This window comes from Arthrobacter sp. Sr24 (genome assembly GCF_054511175.1).
The window spans coordinates 168,124-183,018 of record NZ_JBTNDB010000002.1; the positions used below are offsets into that span (position 1 = coordinate 168,124).

13 protein-coding genes are annotated in these 14,895 nt (G+C 57.7%); 11 read left to right on the forward strand and 2 right to left on the reverse strand.

Going from position 1 to position 14,895, the window contains the following annotated elements:
- Positions 1–2,139: an acyltransferase family protein gene (locus tag ACX80D_RS02735; RefSeq protein ID WP_459321054.1), complete on the reverse strand. Its 2,139-nt coding sequence runs from the start codon at positions 2,137–2,139 to the stop codon at positions 1–3.
- A 40-nt stretch (positions 2,140–2,179) separates the two neighbouring features.
- On the opposite strand from ACX80D_RS02735, the gene galE reads away from it, so the two are divergent.
- On the forward strand, positions 2,180–3,208 hold the full coding sequence (gene galE / locus ACX80D_RS02740; protein WP_459321056.1) for a UDP-glucose 4-epimerase GalE: 1,029 nt from the start codon (positions 2,180–2,182) through the stop codon (positions 3,206–3,208).
- A gap of 132 nt (positions 3,209–3,340) precedes the next feature.
- On the opposite strand, the gene ACX80D_RS02745 is transcribed toward galE, so the two are convergent.
- A complete protein-coding gene (locus ACX80D_RS02745) occupies positions 3,341–5,305 on the reverse strand; it encodes a DUF6541 family protein (RefSeq protein WP_459321057.1) in 1,965 nt (654 codons plus the stop codon).
- A gap of 327 nt (positions 5,306–5,632) precedes the next feature.
- On the opposite strand from ACX80D_RS02745, the gene ACX80D_RS02750 reads away from it, so the two are divergent.
- The 10 genes from ACX80D_RS02750 to ACX80D_RS02795 all read left to right on the forward strand — a co-directional run bounded on the left by ACX80D_RS02750 (position 5,633) and on the right by ACX80D_RS02795 (position 14,820).
- Positions 5,633–7,744: an acyltransferase family protein gene (locus ACX80D_RS02750; protein ID WP_459321058.1), complete on the forward strand. Its 2,112-nt coding sequence runs from the start codon at positions 5,633–5,635 to the stop codon at positions 7,742–7,744.
- A gap of 130 nt (positions 7,745–7,874) precedes the next feature.
- Complete coding sequence (locus ACX80D_RS02755; protein ID WP_459321059.1) at positions 7,875–9,098, forward strand: CpaF family protein; 1,224 nt, start codon at positions 7,875–7,877, stop codon at positions 9,096–9,098.
- Positions 9,098–9,952: a type II secretion system F family protein gene (locus tag ACX80D_RS02760; protein ID WP_459321060.1), complete on the forward strand. Its 855-nt coding sequence runs from the start codon at positions 9,098–9,100 to the stop codon at positions 9,950–9,952. Before ACX80D_RS02755 ends, ACX80D_RS02760 begins: the two co-directional genes overlap by 1 nt.
- Positions 9,949–10,887 (forward strand): type II secretion system F family protein, encoded by a 939-nt coding sequence (locus ACX80D_RS02765; protein ID WP_459321061.1) that lies wholly within the window; start codon positions 9,949–9,951, stop codon positions 10,885–10,887. Before ACX80D_RS02760 ends, ACX80D_RS02765 begins: the two co-directional genes overlap by 4 nt.
- Before the next feature lie 82 nt (positions 10,888–10,969).
- Positions 10,970–11,320 (forward strand): hypothetical protein, encoded by a 351-nt coding sequence (locus ACX80D_RS02770; RefSeq protein ID WP_459321152.1) that lies wholly within the window; start codon positions 10,970–10,972, stop codon positions 11,318–11,320.
- A gap of 17 nt (positions 11,321–11,337) precedes the next feature.
- A complete protein-coding gene (locus ACX80D_RS02775) occupies positions 11,338–11,730 on the forward strand; it encodes a TadE family protein (RefSeq protein ID WP_459321063.1) in 393 nt (130 codons plus the stop codon).
- A 25-nt stretch (positions 11,731–11,755) separates the two neighbouring features.
- The gene (locus ACX80D_RS02780; RefSeq protein WP_459321065.1) at positions 11,756–12,199 is read left to right on the forward strand and encodes a hypothetical protein; all 444 of its coding nucleotides are present in this window, start codon (positions 11,756–11,758) and stop codon (positions 12,197–12,199) included.
- Positions 12,196–12,636 (forward strand): pilus assembly protein TadG-related protein, encoded by a 441-nt coding sequence (locus tag ACX80D_RS02785; protein ID WP_459321066.1) that lies wholly within the window; start codon positions 12,196–12,198, stop codon positions 12,634–12,636. Before ACX80D_RS02780 ends, ACX80D_RS02785 begins: the two co-directional genes overlap by 4 nt.
- Positions 12,637–12,692: 56 nt before the next feature.
- The gene (gene prfB, locus ACX80D_RS02790; protein WP_459321067.1) at positions 12,693–13,814 is read left to right on the forward strand and encodes a peptide chain release factor 2; all 1,122 of its coding nucleotides are present in this window, start codon (positions 12,693–12,695) and stop codon (positions 13,812–13,814) included.
- Positions 13,815–13,842: 28 nt separating this feature from the next.
- Positions 13,843–14,820: a VanW family protein gene (locus ACX80D_RS02795; protein WP_459321068.1), complete on the forward strand. Its 978-nt coding sequence runs from the start codon at positions 13,843–13,845 to the stop codon at positions 14,818–14,820.
- The last annotated feature ends 75 nt before the right edge of the window (positions 14,821–14,895 follow it).

Here is a 14,895-nt window from a genome sequence, read left to right on the forward strand (position 1 = left end):
TTACTGGCCAATCTTTGCGGCACCGAGTTGTGCATCAATATACGGTACCAGCGCCCGGGAATATTCCTCCGACAGATGTGAGTAGTCGCGGTAGACGATCAACTGGCCAATGACCGGGTAGCACCAATTAGTGTCGCAGAATTCATTTCGCAAGGAGATTCTGGTTATGCCGTCAGCCTCGGCGACCTTAGCGGCCTCCGTGATGGCCATGCTCGCCGGTAGAGCTTGGCTTACCGGTAGAGCGCACTTCATCGGGTCATCGGCGTTGGTGGACAGGCACGTCGGAATGTACTGACCGTTGGTCCGGGGCACGTCGTCAAAGACGACAACTTTCTTGCCGGAGGCCTGCCAACCAGCCCACATGGAGGTGAATCCTTCCACGGATGGGTTGGCCATAGTGTCACTGCTCGATGCTTTAAAGGAGTAGGCGGAGGAGAAAGCCGCGGTGAATATGGCAGAAATTTCTGTACTAGACGTTAGCTCTTTATTCAATTTCATGTTCCACTCATGGCAACTGAGCTGGTTCTCGTCGGTTTTCTCGCTAACCTGCACTCTAAGCGCATTAGTCAGAGGGCATGAGGACTTGGAATACGTCACCACACGCCAGCCATGTTTTTTGCCCAGTTCATCCATGGCTGGAAACCATGCGGTGGCATGAGAATCGCCTACGATTGCGACTGTGGTCTTGGCTGCAGCGGCTGGTGCGCCGAGATCGCATGTCACCAGCTCGGTGCCCTCGAAGCTCGCCTGACAGCCCGGATAGCGGGGCTCCGTGTTTTGCTTGGAAACGGCAACGGCTGCAGGGTTGGGGGCAGAATCGCCCAAGATAGAGGCGCAGTCGTTGTCTGGGTTGAGTGCACGAGGACCAGAACAGCTCGCTGATTGCGTCTCGGATTCGACTTGGATCGGCGCATTGGCCAGTGCCGTCAATCCAAACGAGAGCCCAGCGATCAGGACCATGCCCAAGGCTGTGAACGAATAGGTGCGTAGGTTGCTCCGCAACAGTGTGCCCTTGCGGAGTGGATCCTCGAGCAACAGCTTTGTCACCCAGGACAGCAGGATGGTGAATCCCAAGATTCCGAGCTTGATTGACCAGTTGAGCTCGGTTTTGAGCGCGAATGGAGTCACGATAATCAACGGCCAGTGCCACAAGTACACAGCGTAGGAAATATCCCCAATGAAGGTTGCCGTCCGGCGGGACAGGAACCATGTGGGGCTTAGCAGCGAGGTTCTGCCGCTGCAGCACAACAAGAGGGCAGTGCCAACGACAGGTACTAGCGCAGCGGAACCTGGGAATGGCGTCTGGCTGTTGTACAACAGAGCTGAGATAAGGATGGCAGCTAGCCCTGCCCACGCGAGAACCGTTGCCACGGGGCCGGAAAATTGCCGATCCAAAAAGACCAACGCCACCAGGGCACCAATGGCGAATTCCCACACGCGGGTAGGGGTGACGAAGTAGGCCGCCGCCGGGTTCGAGGCTGTCGCGTAGATCGAGTAAAACAGGGATATTGCCCCAATGATGCTCAATCCGGTGATCAGCGTTGTCCGTGCGGATATAGATACCGCCGGGACGCCTTTGGTCAGCTGGCTGACAGACCAGAGCAGCGCCACCATGATCAAGGGCCAAAAGATGTAGAACTGTTCCTCGATGGAGAGGGACCAGTAATGCTGAGACACGGTCGCGGCTGCATTTTGTGCGGAGTAGTCCACGGATTCAGCAGCCAGAACCCAGTTCTGCATGTACAGCGCGCTTGCGCCGACCTGGTGACCGGTTGACTCCCATAGTGTGGCAGGAATCCACAAGTAAGCGGCAGCAAGGGAAACGAACAATACCAGAAACGCAGCCGGTAGAAGGCGCCGGATGCGGCGCCCCCAGAATTGGATGAGGGAGAGACCCTTGCCCATCAACTCCCGGTACATGTGTCCTGTGATCAGATAGCCAGAAATAACAAAAAAGACGTCAACTCCAACGAATCCGCCAGTTACACGATTCGGCCACAAGTGGTAGAGAACAACAGCTATGACAGCAACGGCTCTCAGTCCCTGTAGCTCAGGTCGATAGCCGGAAACAACCCTGTTGGCAGGTAGAGGAAGTCCGGGCGTGGCTGGAGACTTGGTGGTGGCGCTCTTCGATAACACAATCATCAAGTCTACCGGGAGTCCGTATAGGCTGGAGCGCATGAAAGTTCTTGTCACCGGCGGCGCCGGATATATAGGTTCACACACGGTCCTTTGCCTACTGGAAGCCGGGCACGACGTCGTCGTGCTGGATAATCTGGCAAATTCCTCAGCGGAGTCTCTACGTCGAGTTGAGGAGCTGACAGGCAGGTCTCCAAAGTTTGTGGAGCTCGACTTGCTTGAGGCCCCTGGCGTTGACGAGCTGTTCGCGGGAGAAGACTTCGGTGCGGTCATTCATTTTGCGGGATTGAAAGCTGTAGGCGAGTCGGTTGCCCAGCCGTTGCGCTACTACCAAAACAACATTGTCGGCACGCTGAACCTGCTCGCCGCTATGGACAAACACGGGGTTCGAACCTTGGTTTTCAGTTCGTCCGCTACCGTTTACGGTGCCAGCGAGGAGGTGCCCCTGATCGAGAAAATGCCGTTGGATGCTACAAACCCTTATGGCCGAACTAAGGAACAGATCGAGGACATTCTCACCGACCTCGGTGCGGCCGACCCCTCCTGGCGAGTGGCGCTATTACGGTACTTCAATCCTGTCGGAGCCCACGAATCTGGTCGCATCGGCGAGGACCCCACAGGTATTCCGAATAATTTGTTGCCCTTTGTTGCCCAGGTTGCCGTGGGACGACGTGAAAAAGTCATGGTCTTTGGCAATGACTATCACACCCCGGACGGTACTGGAGTCCGCGACTACATCCACGTCATGGACCTAGCCGCGGGCCACCTCGCAGCGCTGGATTACTTGCCCACGCACCGGGGCGTCTTCATCTGGAATCTAGGGACAGGAAACGGATCCTCCGTGCTGGAGGTTATTCAGGCGTTTGGTGACGCCGCAGGAAAACCAGTGCCATTCGAATTTGCACCGCGACGTCCCGGTGACGCCGCGGTGAGCTACGCGGATCCGTCAGCGGCGCTGGCGGACCTTGGCTGGTCAGCCCACCGAAATCTGGCAAAAATGTGTGAAGATCACTGGCGCTGGCAACTCCAAAATCCATTGGGTTATGAGGGTGAGTCTTCACCTTCGTAGCGGCAAAGGCTTGTAATCGGGGGTCGGGCAAGTAGTCAGACTACGGAGGAACTTGTCCGACCCCTCCACCACGCTCACAAGCGTCACCCAGAATCTGGGAGCGGACTAATGTCAAGGACCAATCATATTAAGTTACCGGCATGATTCGATTCTGTAGAGCTTGGCCGAACCCTCTTGGTCCACCAGCTCGAGGCCCGGATTGGATGCAAGCGCTTGCGATTCAGGGAACGGGATATGCATATTGTTGATTGATTTATCCCCAAAGTCCAAGATGTAAAACGCGTCCAACCGGGCAACAGCGCCGCAGACGGCTGCGCTGGGTTGGAGTTCGCCCAGCTGTTGGATCACTAGTTTGTCGTCTGGGCTTGTGCGGCTACCTACCGCTGGCAAGATGACATGTCGATTTGCTAAGGCGTATATCAAGGACGCGCCCGTGGCGGGATTCGCAATGACCGTAGCTCCCTCGGGAATCTTAGAATCGGCGCGAGAGATAAGCGTGGCTTCGTCCACGGAGAGCAACGAAGATTCGGCCGTCATTCGATACACTTCGGTCCCTCGATTCTGTGCAGTGTCCACAGAATTGTCTTGGGCCAAAACGCCTATGCTCAGGCCAATGAGGGTCCAGCCCACGACCACAATAGATCGTGGATATGTACGGCCGCCTGGTTGCGGGGTCAGTTGTGGCCTTATCGTGTCATAGATGCGTACCGCGCCGAAGGCTGTCAACGGCAATGCCGCCACCGGTAGTAGTGCGGCCAGTCGGAAGCTGTCATTGTAGAAGACACCGGTGATGAATGAACGCAGATCCGTTTCGGCGAAGCCAGAAACTACGACGTAGAACATGATGCCTATGGCAAAAACGCCTAAGTGCCACCATTGCTTGCGTTCCCTCAGTAAAGAGTACAAGCCGATTATTGTCAGTAAAACGATCATCCACGACATGGGGCCGCGCTGGGGCGCATTGGCGATGGCTTCCCCAAAGGCCTGGGCGATGGTCTGGGTGGGGGGCCAGAATGAGGCCTTCTCGCTGGGCCTCACGCGCTGCCAAACAAGCAGTAGCACTGTAATGTAAATCAGCACAAATGAAACCGGCGCGACGTACCTGTACCATCGTCTGCCTTGGCGACGTAGCTGTAGTGACAGCTTTGCCAGCCACGTCAGGAATAGGGGCAAGGCGAATGCACCGAACGCCAAGAAGACACTTGGGTGCGCTAGAGCTAAACCTGGGATGGCGAGCACCAAAATTGTCCAAGCCACGAGAAGGCTTGGAGCGGCCTGGACGGAAAGTCTCAGCGCGTCGGTGGTCACGGCAATAATGGCGGGCAGGATGGCTATAGCTAGGAAATTTGGGTAGAGGACGCCGAATTCCATCAGCAAGTACGGGAAAGCGCTAAAAGCTCCCGTGAGGGCACCCGTCATGAGAAGAATTGCAGGCCGGGTGCCTGTGAGTCGCGTCGCGAGGTACATCGCTGAGACAGTCCACACAAGTGCGCCTATTACCATATTGACACTATTGACGCCTACCGGAACGGAAGAATTTCCTGTATCCACTACCAGGGCCACAAGATCGTGCCAGGCGCCGGGGTAGAAAGAGGGAGGACCTGCGATTTCCAAACTGCCAAGAAAAAGTGATGAACCGTTGCCGGACTCGATGATGAAGCGAACCGCGTTCAAATGAAAAACATTGTCATATGTTTGCGAGATATTTTCCGGCGTGATGAACATGCGGGTGAATCGCCACATGATAGTCGCCGCGCCGAACAACAAACCGACTCCCAAGGCAGCCGTGGTCATTACTGGTGGATAGGTCCAGAAGGGAGCGTGGGCAACGAGTCCACGGTGCATGAGGACGAGCCGGACTGCAAGGCTAATTGCAGATGCCAGCAGCGTGACAGCTACAAGAGCTAACACCGACCACCCGATGTGTACTTCTTGGGCCACGATGGCTCCAACACCAATGAGTGAGATCGACAACGGTGCGGACATACCAAGCCACATCATCCCCCTGGCGCCCAGACAACGTGCCCAGATGGCGCCCGGCAAGAAAATCATCAAGGCCGAGATGCAGAGAGTCGGAAGTGTTTGAAGCCAAGTCATAAAACTCTAATTTCTCCTACGGGCACATGCCCAGATGAGCTACGTGTTTGGCCGTAGGCAAAAACAACTCTAGCAACGGACGAACACTTCAGCGATTTTGGAGGATCCCGCCGCCCAAAGGGCACTGGCGTAACTCATGTCAAAATTTGGTGGGGTCCATGCCAGCGTAGTGGTCTGGTCCTTGATGAAGGTTGAATCCCGTTACCGTTGGTCATGAGAGCGGTCGCGTTGACTCAAGTCTGAACTGAAGCTGCCGTCCCGGTAAACTCCTATGGGGGCTTTTGGCGTCTACTACCGGGCGCCACCTATCTTGAGGTGTGTATTTGAATGTCGTTTGTCGTTGAAGAAGATCTGGATGCCAGCTACAGCAGCCGTCGGAGTGTCAGGAACAGACCCAAACTTCACGAAGGGGCAGCCCAGCGAAAATTCCTACCCGAGGTACAGGGCCTGCGTGCCGTAGCGGTTCTCATGGTCGTGACCTACCATGTCTGGTTTGGTCGGATCTCAGGCGGAGTGGACATTTTCTTACTAATTTCTGCGTTCCTGCTGACGGGGCAATTCACGCGGAAGCTAGAGAGTGGCAGGGCCCTGGGCCTAGCCAAATACTGGGCTCACCTGTTCAAGCGTCTGCTGCCCATGATTGTTTTGACCCTGCTAGTGACGCTCTTAGCTGCTTATCTCTTCATGCCCGAAACAAATTGGGACGGCCTGCTTCGGGAAACCTGGGCGTCTCTGTTCTATTACCAGAACTGGTTCTTGGCCTCTGAGTCTGTGGACTATTACGCTACCGATCACAGCGCGGCAAGTCCTCTGCAACACTTTTGGTCGTTGTCTATTCAGGGTCAAATCTTCATCCTGTGGCCTCTGCTCTTTGCTGCAGCTGCGGTGATAGCAGAGAAGGCAAAGCTGAAAATACGCCCACTTCTCATGTATATTTTCGGCGGAATTTTTGTCGTCTCGCTGGTTTTCTCCATCATGAGTACGAATTCCAATCAGGCGTTTGCCTACTTTGATACGAGAGCTCGGCTGTGGGAGTTTGCGCTTGGATCGCTTCTTGCGTTGGCGTTGCCGTACCTGAGACTGACACGCCCGACACGAATTGCCATGGGCTGGATCGGCATTGTTGCGATGCTTTCCTGCGGCCTGATTCTTCAAGTAGGTCAAAGCTTTCCTGGCTATGTGGCTCTTTGGCCTACATTGGCGGCCGCATTCGTCATTGTTGCCGGCCATACAAAAAGCAGCTTCGGTGCAGATACCTTTCTGAGCTGGAAGCCACTCGTCAAACTCGGTGACAGCTCCTACGCCTTGTACCTCGTTCACTGGCCCGTCCTCGTGTTTTTCCTGATCGTTTCAGACCGCGATCACGCCGGGCCGGTAGCCGGGACCCTCATTATTGTCGGATCCATTGTGGCTGCAATTATCGTTACCAAGCTCGTAGATGCACCTCTTCGGCGTAACAAGTGGATTGAGCAGAAACGGAGCAGGGCAGTCCTGACAATTGCAACGTGTGTCGCCCTAGTTGCATTGCCATTGGGTGCTTGGCAGTGGCAGATTCATGAAAAGGAATTAGCGCTGGAGGCCCAGGCCCAGGCTGCACAGGCCGATGTTCAAAGGAACTATCCCGGGGCGCTCTCGTTGCAACATGGCTTTGTTGATTCTGCAGACCCGGATCTGCCGATGACGCCGGCGCTGACGGCACTTGACGATCAATGGGTCAGTTTGACCAAAGGATGTGAGGCGGATTTTGCCACCAATTCGCCATTTTTGGAGAAGGGCTGTGGGCAGACCGAATCTCTTCCAAATCCAGACAAGATGATTGTCATTGTCGGAGACTCCCACGCAGAGCAGTTTTCAGGTGCGCTAATTCCGCTCGCTGAGAAGAACGACTGGCAACTAGTCTCCGTTCTGTTGGGCGGTTGCGATTTTGGCAGTGAGGATGCCGAGTCGGGGCGCGCCACCGAGTGCCAGGACTTCAATAAGGCTGCCATGGAATACGTGCTGGAGCTCAATCCAGATGCTGTCTTTACAATCGCCACAGACTCGGCTCCTGACTCCTCTGACGAAACTCTGATTCCCGGTTACAAGGAAGCAGTGACCACCTTTGTTGACGCCGGAATCGACGTAATTGGAGTCCGAGACAATCCTCGGTTTACAGAAAACAAGGCCAAATGCGTGGCAACGTCAAGCGCCGATGAGTGCACGTCCCAGCAGTCTGAACACCTTGCGGAGATCAACCCAGCTGAATCCTTGAATCAGATCGCCGGCGCGCACATGATCGACCTCACCGACCAATACTGCAAGGACGGAACCTGCCCAGCAGTTGCTGGAAACGTATTGGTTTACTTGGACGATAATCACCTCACCTGGGACTACGCCCGCACCATGGCGCCAGCCTTGGGGGAGCGCATAGCTGCCTCCACGGGGTGGAAGGTTCAGTAGCCCACAGCCGTCCATGGACTGCTGTTGTCCACAACCCTGAAACTGCCTCTGGCGCGGCGATAGAATCCGGGGCTATGCTCCTGAACTACAAGCGGCTGGGGGGCTACTCAATGAGGCGGGAGTGGTCTGAGTGGATGCCCTGGCGCAAGTTGAGGATGAAGTCCGTGAACTCATCCGACGCAAAGGCCTTGACCCGCAGCGTCAAGGCACCGAAGTCCGTGCGCTGGTGGATGCCGCCGTCAACGACTATGGCGAGCGCTCCCTCCTCGGTGCAGTCCCGGCCCTCGCCCAAGCTGCCGACGCCAAACGAACCGTGTTCAACGCCGTCGCCGGGTTCGGGGCCCTGCAGCCATTCCTTGACGACCCGGACATTGAGGAAATCTGGATCAACGCCCCCGACCAAGTTTTTGTGGCTAGGCATGGGGAATCGGAACTGACCGAGCTGCGCTTCACCGCCCAGCAAGTCAGCGATCTAGTGGAGCGTATGCTCAAGAGTTCTGGCCGGCGCCTCGATTTGAGCAGCCCCTTTGTTGACGCCGCCCTCCCTGACGGCAGCCGTCTACACGTAGTGATCCCGGACATCACCCAAACTCACTGGGCCGTGAACATCCGCAAGTTCACGGCCCGTGCCAGCCGACTGGACCACCTAGTAGAACTGGGCTCCCTCACCCCGCAAGCGGCGCGGTTTCTCGGCGCAGCCGTTAGCAGCGGGCTGAACATTCTGGTCTCCGGCGCCACGCAAGCGGGCAAGACTACCATGCTCAACTGCCTCGCCGCTGGCATCGGCTCCCGTGAACGGGTTGTGACCGTGGAGGAGATCTTCGAGCTGAAGCTGCCACTGAAAGACGTGGTGGGCCTGCAATGTCGCCAACCCAACCTTGAAGGTATGGGCGAGATCCCGCTGCGTCGTCTCGTCAAAGAAGCACTTCGCATGCGCCCGGACAGGCTCATCGTGGGCGAGGTGCGTGAAGCCGAGAGCCTAGACATGCTGATCGCACTCAATAGTGGACTTCCTGGGATGGCGTCGGTTCACGCCAACTCAGCGCACGACGCCGTCGTCAAAATCTGCACACTCCCACTTCTCGCAGGAGAAAACATAACGGCTGCCTTCGTACTGCCCACAGTGGCTGCCTGCATCGACCTAGTGGTGCATTGCGTCCGGGCCCCCAACGGACGCCGCTCCGTGGGCCAAATTCTCGCCTTGGGCCGCCGGGTGGAAAACGGCATCATCGAATCCAGCCTGGTCTTCGAAACGGTCAACGGGCGGTTGGAAGCCTCGGAAACCGCCATGCCCGCCCCCGAGAAATTCGCTGCCTCCGGTTACAACGTGGCCACCCTAATGGGCGAGCGCTAATGTCCGCGGTACTAGGGCTACTCACCGGACTGGGCTTGTTCCTGATCTGGACCGCCTGCTGGAGCACTCCCGCCCGCAGCCCTCTGCCCAGCCACCGCAAAAGGGTAGCGCGGCTCCTTCACCAAGCCGGTGTTCCCCAAGTGAGCCCCGCATCCCTGATCATCAGCACGGCCGTACTGGCCGTGGTGGTAGTGCTCCTGGTCTTTGCCGTCACTGGCGCGCAAGCCATCGCCCTCTGCTTTGGCCTGTTCAGCGCCTACCTCCCGTTTGCGCTGTTGCAGATGAGAGCACGACGCCGGGCGGCCGTCATGCGTGATCTCTGGCCTGATGTGGTGGACCACTTGCGCTCAGCCATCAGGGCTGGGCTCTCGCTGCCGGAAGCTCTGGTCCAGCTGGGCACTAAAGGTCCTGTTGAACTCCGCGAGGAATTCAAGACGTTTGCAGCCGACTACCGGGCCACCGGCCACTTTGAAGCGGCCCTACAAAAACTGAAAACAACCTTGGCGGATCCCGTGGCGGACCGAATCATTGAGGCGTTGCGGCTCACCCGTGATGTGGGCGGCTCAGACTTAGGCAAGCTGCTGGGCACCCTCTCAGAATTCCTGCGGGACCATGCCCGAACTCGTAGTGAATTGGAAGCGCGGCAGTCATGGACGGTCAGCGCAGCCCGGCTGGCCGTGGCAGCTCCATGGATAGTCCTGATGCTCATGGCGACCCGGCCCGAAGCCATTGCGGCCTACAACTCCGCCGCTGGCTGGGCCGTGTTGGGTGGCGGTCTAGCGCTCTCCGTCTTCTGCTACCGGATCATGTTGCGCATTGGAGCGCTACCGGAAGAACAGAGGGTGCTGCAATGAATGGGCACCTGCTGATGGTGGCCGGCGTCGGACTTGTATTGGGTGCTGGGCTCTGGCTGATCTTGGTGAGGCTTCCGGCCATGCGGCAGCCAAGTTTCACTCAGCGCGTGGAACCTCAACTACTCTCGGCGGCAAGCCACTCTAGACTTCTGGATAACGAGGGCCCTGGTCCGCTCTTTGGGCCGCTGGAACGTATAGCGCGGCTGGTCATGAAAGACGCCGTGCAGCGGCTGGGACGGATCAATATCAGTGTCCACGGGCTCAGCGCCCGCCTGGCCCAAGCTGGCCGGCAGGAAACTGCATTGGAGTTTCGCGCAGCCCAACTACTCTTCGCCGGAGCAGGGCTGGTGGCAGGGGTGCTGTTCTCCCTGTTCCTGTTGTGGCAAGTCAACCTCAACCTCATGGGCGCCGTATTCCTAACCCTTGGCCCCATGCTGGGCGGGTACCTGCTGTACGACTACCTCCTCAGTACCAGAATCCAACGCCGGCAGGCTCGGATGATGGCTGAATTCCCGGCTCTGGCTGAACTGATGGCCTTGGCAGTGGGTGCGGGGGAGAGCGCAGCGAGCGCCTTGGACCGGGTAGCGCGGTCGTCCTCCGGGGTGCTCTCTGCCGAGTTTGGCACGGTGCTGGCGCAGACTCGTACCGGTATGCCGTTGGTAGAGGCCTTGAATCAGTTCTCGGTCAGGGTGAATGTACCAGCCTTGGCGCGATTTGTTGATGGCATCAGTGTGGCCATTAACCGAGGCACCCCGCTGGCTGATGTTCTGCGGGCTCAAGCCCAAGATGTGCGTGACGTGGCCAAACGGGAGCTCATGGAATCTGCGGGGCGCAAAGAAATTGGCATGATGGTGCCCCTAATTTTCGGCGTGTTGCCACTGACGGTGGTCTTCGCTGTGTTCCCTGGACTGGCCATGCTGCAGTTGGGGTTCTAAATGGGCAGATACAGAACAGTATGCGGGACTTCACCGGGAACATCACTCGGGCAAGAGAAACAGAAAAAGGAAAGGGAACATCATGCACGTCATCGACAAGGCGGTAGGAACAGCAATGGCGCTGTTCACAGGCTGGATGGACAGGTTGGATCAGAGGTATCAGCGGTATCAGCGGTATCAGCGAGCGCAGGAGACTCAGGGAGCGCAGGACACTCAGGGGGCGCAGCAGGAGCAAGCGCAAGAGAGTTCGAGAGGCCCGAATCGACGAATGTTTGTGAGCTGGCGCCCCGCAACGGGGCGAACCCGTGCAGACGTCCCGGGATGGGTTCTAATTACCTTGATGAGCGCAGTACTGGTGGCGGGGCTACTGGCCATCGCCGGACCCGCCCTCCAGGGACTCTTCAATCAAGCTATGGAACAAGTTCAGCCATAGACGAGAAACTAGTCCGGATGCAGACCGCTCGCGGGACCCAGAATCGTGCGGGTGGCTCCGCCGTCGTCGACTTTGTTCTCGTGGGCGCGTTGGTGACGGTGATCTTTGTGTCACTGCTGCAGCTGGCGTTAGTGCTGCACGTGCGCAACACCATGGCTGACGCCGCATCTTCTGCTGCTCGCTACGGGGCGCTGGGGGACCGCTCCGCCAACGACGCCAGAGACCGGGCCATCTTCCTCGTGGATGCAGCGCTGGGAGAGAACTACATTCAAGACGTCACGGTCAGTGTTCAAACGCAGGAGGGTTTGGAGGTCTTGGAAGTCTCCATCAACGCACCCATGCCACTTATTGGACTGTTCGGCCCCGCACGATCCCTGGAGATGAGCGGCCATGCCGTCATCACCCGATGAATGCGCACCACAGTGTGCCGATGAAGTGAGTACCACCGGGAGTTCGAATGACACTGACGATCATGAGGCAGGCAGCGCCATTGTGGAATTCATCTTCCTGGCGGTACTGCTGATGATCCCGGTGATTTACCTGATCCTCACCGTAGGCCAAGTCCAAGGCGGGGCCTACGCAGCCGTGGGTGCGGCAGATCAAGCAGCCAAAGTGTTCGTGCTGCACAAGGACCTCCCCTCCGCGCAGCAGGCCGCCGAGCATGCCGTGCAGCTGGCAGTTCAGGACATGGGCTTTGACCCTGACGCCGCCACCTTGTCCATCAGCTGCGATCCCGGTTGTTCCACCGCCGGTGCCATAGTCCGTGCGCACGTTCAGCTCAGAGTAGAACTCCCCGTGGTGGGCGCTGTGCCAGGGGTCAACCTCACCGCCGCAACCGTGGAGTCCAGCGCCATGCAAAAGGTGGGCCGCTTCAAATGAAGCATGAACGCGAAGAAGCCGGTCACGTCATGGTCCTGCTGATCGGCTATGTCTTGATCACCCTGCTGGTCATCACCGTGGTTGCAGCAGCAGGCAGCATCTACCTAGGCCAGAAGAAGCTGCTGTCTCTTGCCGATGGTGCCGCGCTCGCAGCCGCCGATACCTTCGAACTCAGCGGTGGCAGTGCCTCCAGCGATCCCGGCACGCTGCTAACCGCCCAAGGTGTCCAAAGCGCCGCCCAGAACTACCTTGCCGGAATCGAGGCACCGCAGGGACTGGGCAACATTGTCCTGGACTCGGCCACGGGAGCCGGTGACGGGAGAACAGCGGTGGTGGGGATGAGCGCCGTCGTACGTCCACTGTTCATCAACTTCCTAATACCCGAAGGCATTAGCATCAGTGTGCGGAGCACGGCTCGCGCCAACCTTGCACTGTGAGCGCCGCGCACGGGCTCGATCCAGACTCGCCCCCAAATGCCGTAGGCTTGAATGTCATGGCAGAGATTGACTTTCCCGCAGAAATCAAGGCGCTACGCGCGACCTACACTTCCATCGAGCAGGTCTCCGAAGTTGAGAAGCTCCTGGAAGACATTGAGGATTTGTCGGACCAGGCAGGTTCGCCCAATCTATGGGACGATCCCGCCGCCGGACAGAAGGTCACATCCAAACTCAGCCATGCTCAGTCCAAGCTGGAAAAGCTGCGCACGTTGGAAGCCCGGATCGATGACCTTGAGGTCTTGGTGGAATTGGCTCAAGACGAGAGCGACGCCGATTCCCTCGCCGAAGCGACCAAGGACCTGACGGGGCTGCAGAAATCGCTGGCCGATCTGGAAATTGTGACGCTGCTGGCCGGTGAATACGACGAACGTGAAGCCGTCATCACCATTCGCTCCGGTGCAGGAGGAGTAGATGCTGCGGACTTCGCTGAAATGCTGCTGCGCATGTACCTGCGCTGGGCGGAACGTCACGGTTACCCCACTGCGGTTCTGGATACCTCCTACGCTGAAGAGGCCGGCCTGAAATCGGCTACCTTTGAAGTCAAATCCCCCTACGCTTTCGGCACACTGAGCGTTGAGGCCGGCACACACCGTCTGGTGCGCATCAGCCCGTTCGACAACCAAGGACGTCGCCAAACCTCCTTCGCTGCGGTGGAAGTCATCCCCCTCATTGAGTCCACTGACAGCATCGAGATCCCGGACAACGACATCCGCGTTGATGTGTTCCGTTCCTCAGGCCCCGGCGGTCAGTCCGTGAACACCACCGACTCGGCCGTGCGCCTGACCCACCTTCCCACCGGCACCGTGGTGTCGATGCAGAACGAAAAGTCGCAGATTCAAAACCGTGCAGCGGCCATGCGCGTGCTGCAATCGCGTCTGTTGTTGCTCAAGCAGGCTGAAGAGAGCGCGCAGAAGAAGGCTATGGCTGGGGACGTCAAGGCCTCATGGGGAGACCAGATGCGCTCCTACGTCCTCAACCCCTACCAAATGGTCAAGGACCTGCGCACCGAACACGAAGTGGGCAATGCCGGTGCTGTGCTGGACGGCGAAATTGATGACTTCATCGACGCCGGCATCCGCTGGCGCGCGGACAACCGGAACGCTGAGAAGCAGCAGTAGCGTCCCTGTAACGTCACAATGATGCACAATGCTTGTCTGGCTCACCCCGGGCCGTAAAGTTGCTGGCGTTAAGCAGTCTCGGGCACCGGAATTCTTCGGAACGGTAGAGACGAATGGTGTGGCAATCTGCTCGATTGCCGAAGTTGGGGGACTTGCAACGTTGGAGCGGAAACTTTTTGGGGATATTTCTCCATTCACTTATGCCATTGCCGTGAAACGGCAGATTCTCCAGCGCACTATGCGGAACATCATCCGCAGATCAACGTTGGCAACCTCACAGGATCAGCAAGACCTGCCGGTGGTCATTTACAAGCACAACTCCTTGATCCGGCGGAAGCTAGGCGACGTTGATCTGCTCCTGCAGGAGAACAAAGCTGTCAGCTTGGGGCTCGCCGCGCCGCACATTGACGGGATCCTCATCAAACCTGGTGAGACTTTTTCGTTCTGGCATCTGGTGGGACATTGTTCGGAGAAAAAGGGCTACAAGACGGGCATGACAGTCAGTAGCAACGGTCCTGACTCAGGAATTGGTGGGGGTCTGTGTCAGTTCACCAACCTTTTGCACTGGATGGTGCTTCACAGCCCACTTGAGATCGTGGAACACCACCATCACGGAGCCATCGACTTGTTCCCGGATTTCAACCGGCAGATTCCCTTCGGTACCGGAACCTCCATCGTTTACAACTACTTGGACTACCGGGTACACAACCCCACTCAGAGCACCTTCCAGTTCCGGATCTCCCTCACCGCGGAATACTTGCGCGGGGAACTGCGCGCCACCGAGCCCCTGAGTGTGAAGTTCCATGTGAAGGAGTCCGAATCCTACTTCCAAGAAGTCGGTGATGAGGTTTACCGTCGGAATTTGGTCCACCGCAGTGTCCGTGACAAGCGCACAGGCAATCAGATCGCCAACGATCTGATAGTTGAAAGCAACGCCAAAGTGCTTTACGACCGCAAACTGATAAGTGCGCCCATCCGCGCGGAGCACGAGCCGGCCCGCAGCTGAGCTTCTTGGGTGCAGGTGGTCATTCCCGTGTCAAGGTCCGATCTGGCGTCGTCATCAACGCCAAAATCTTCGCCA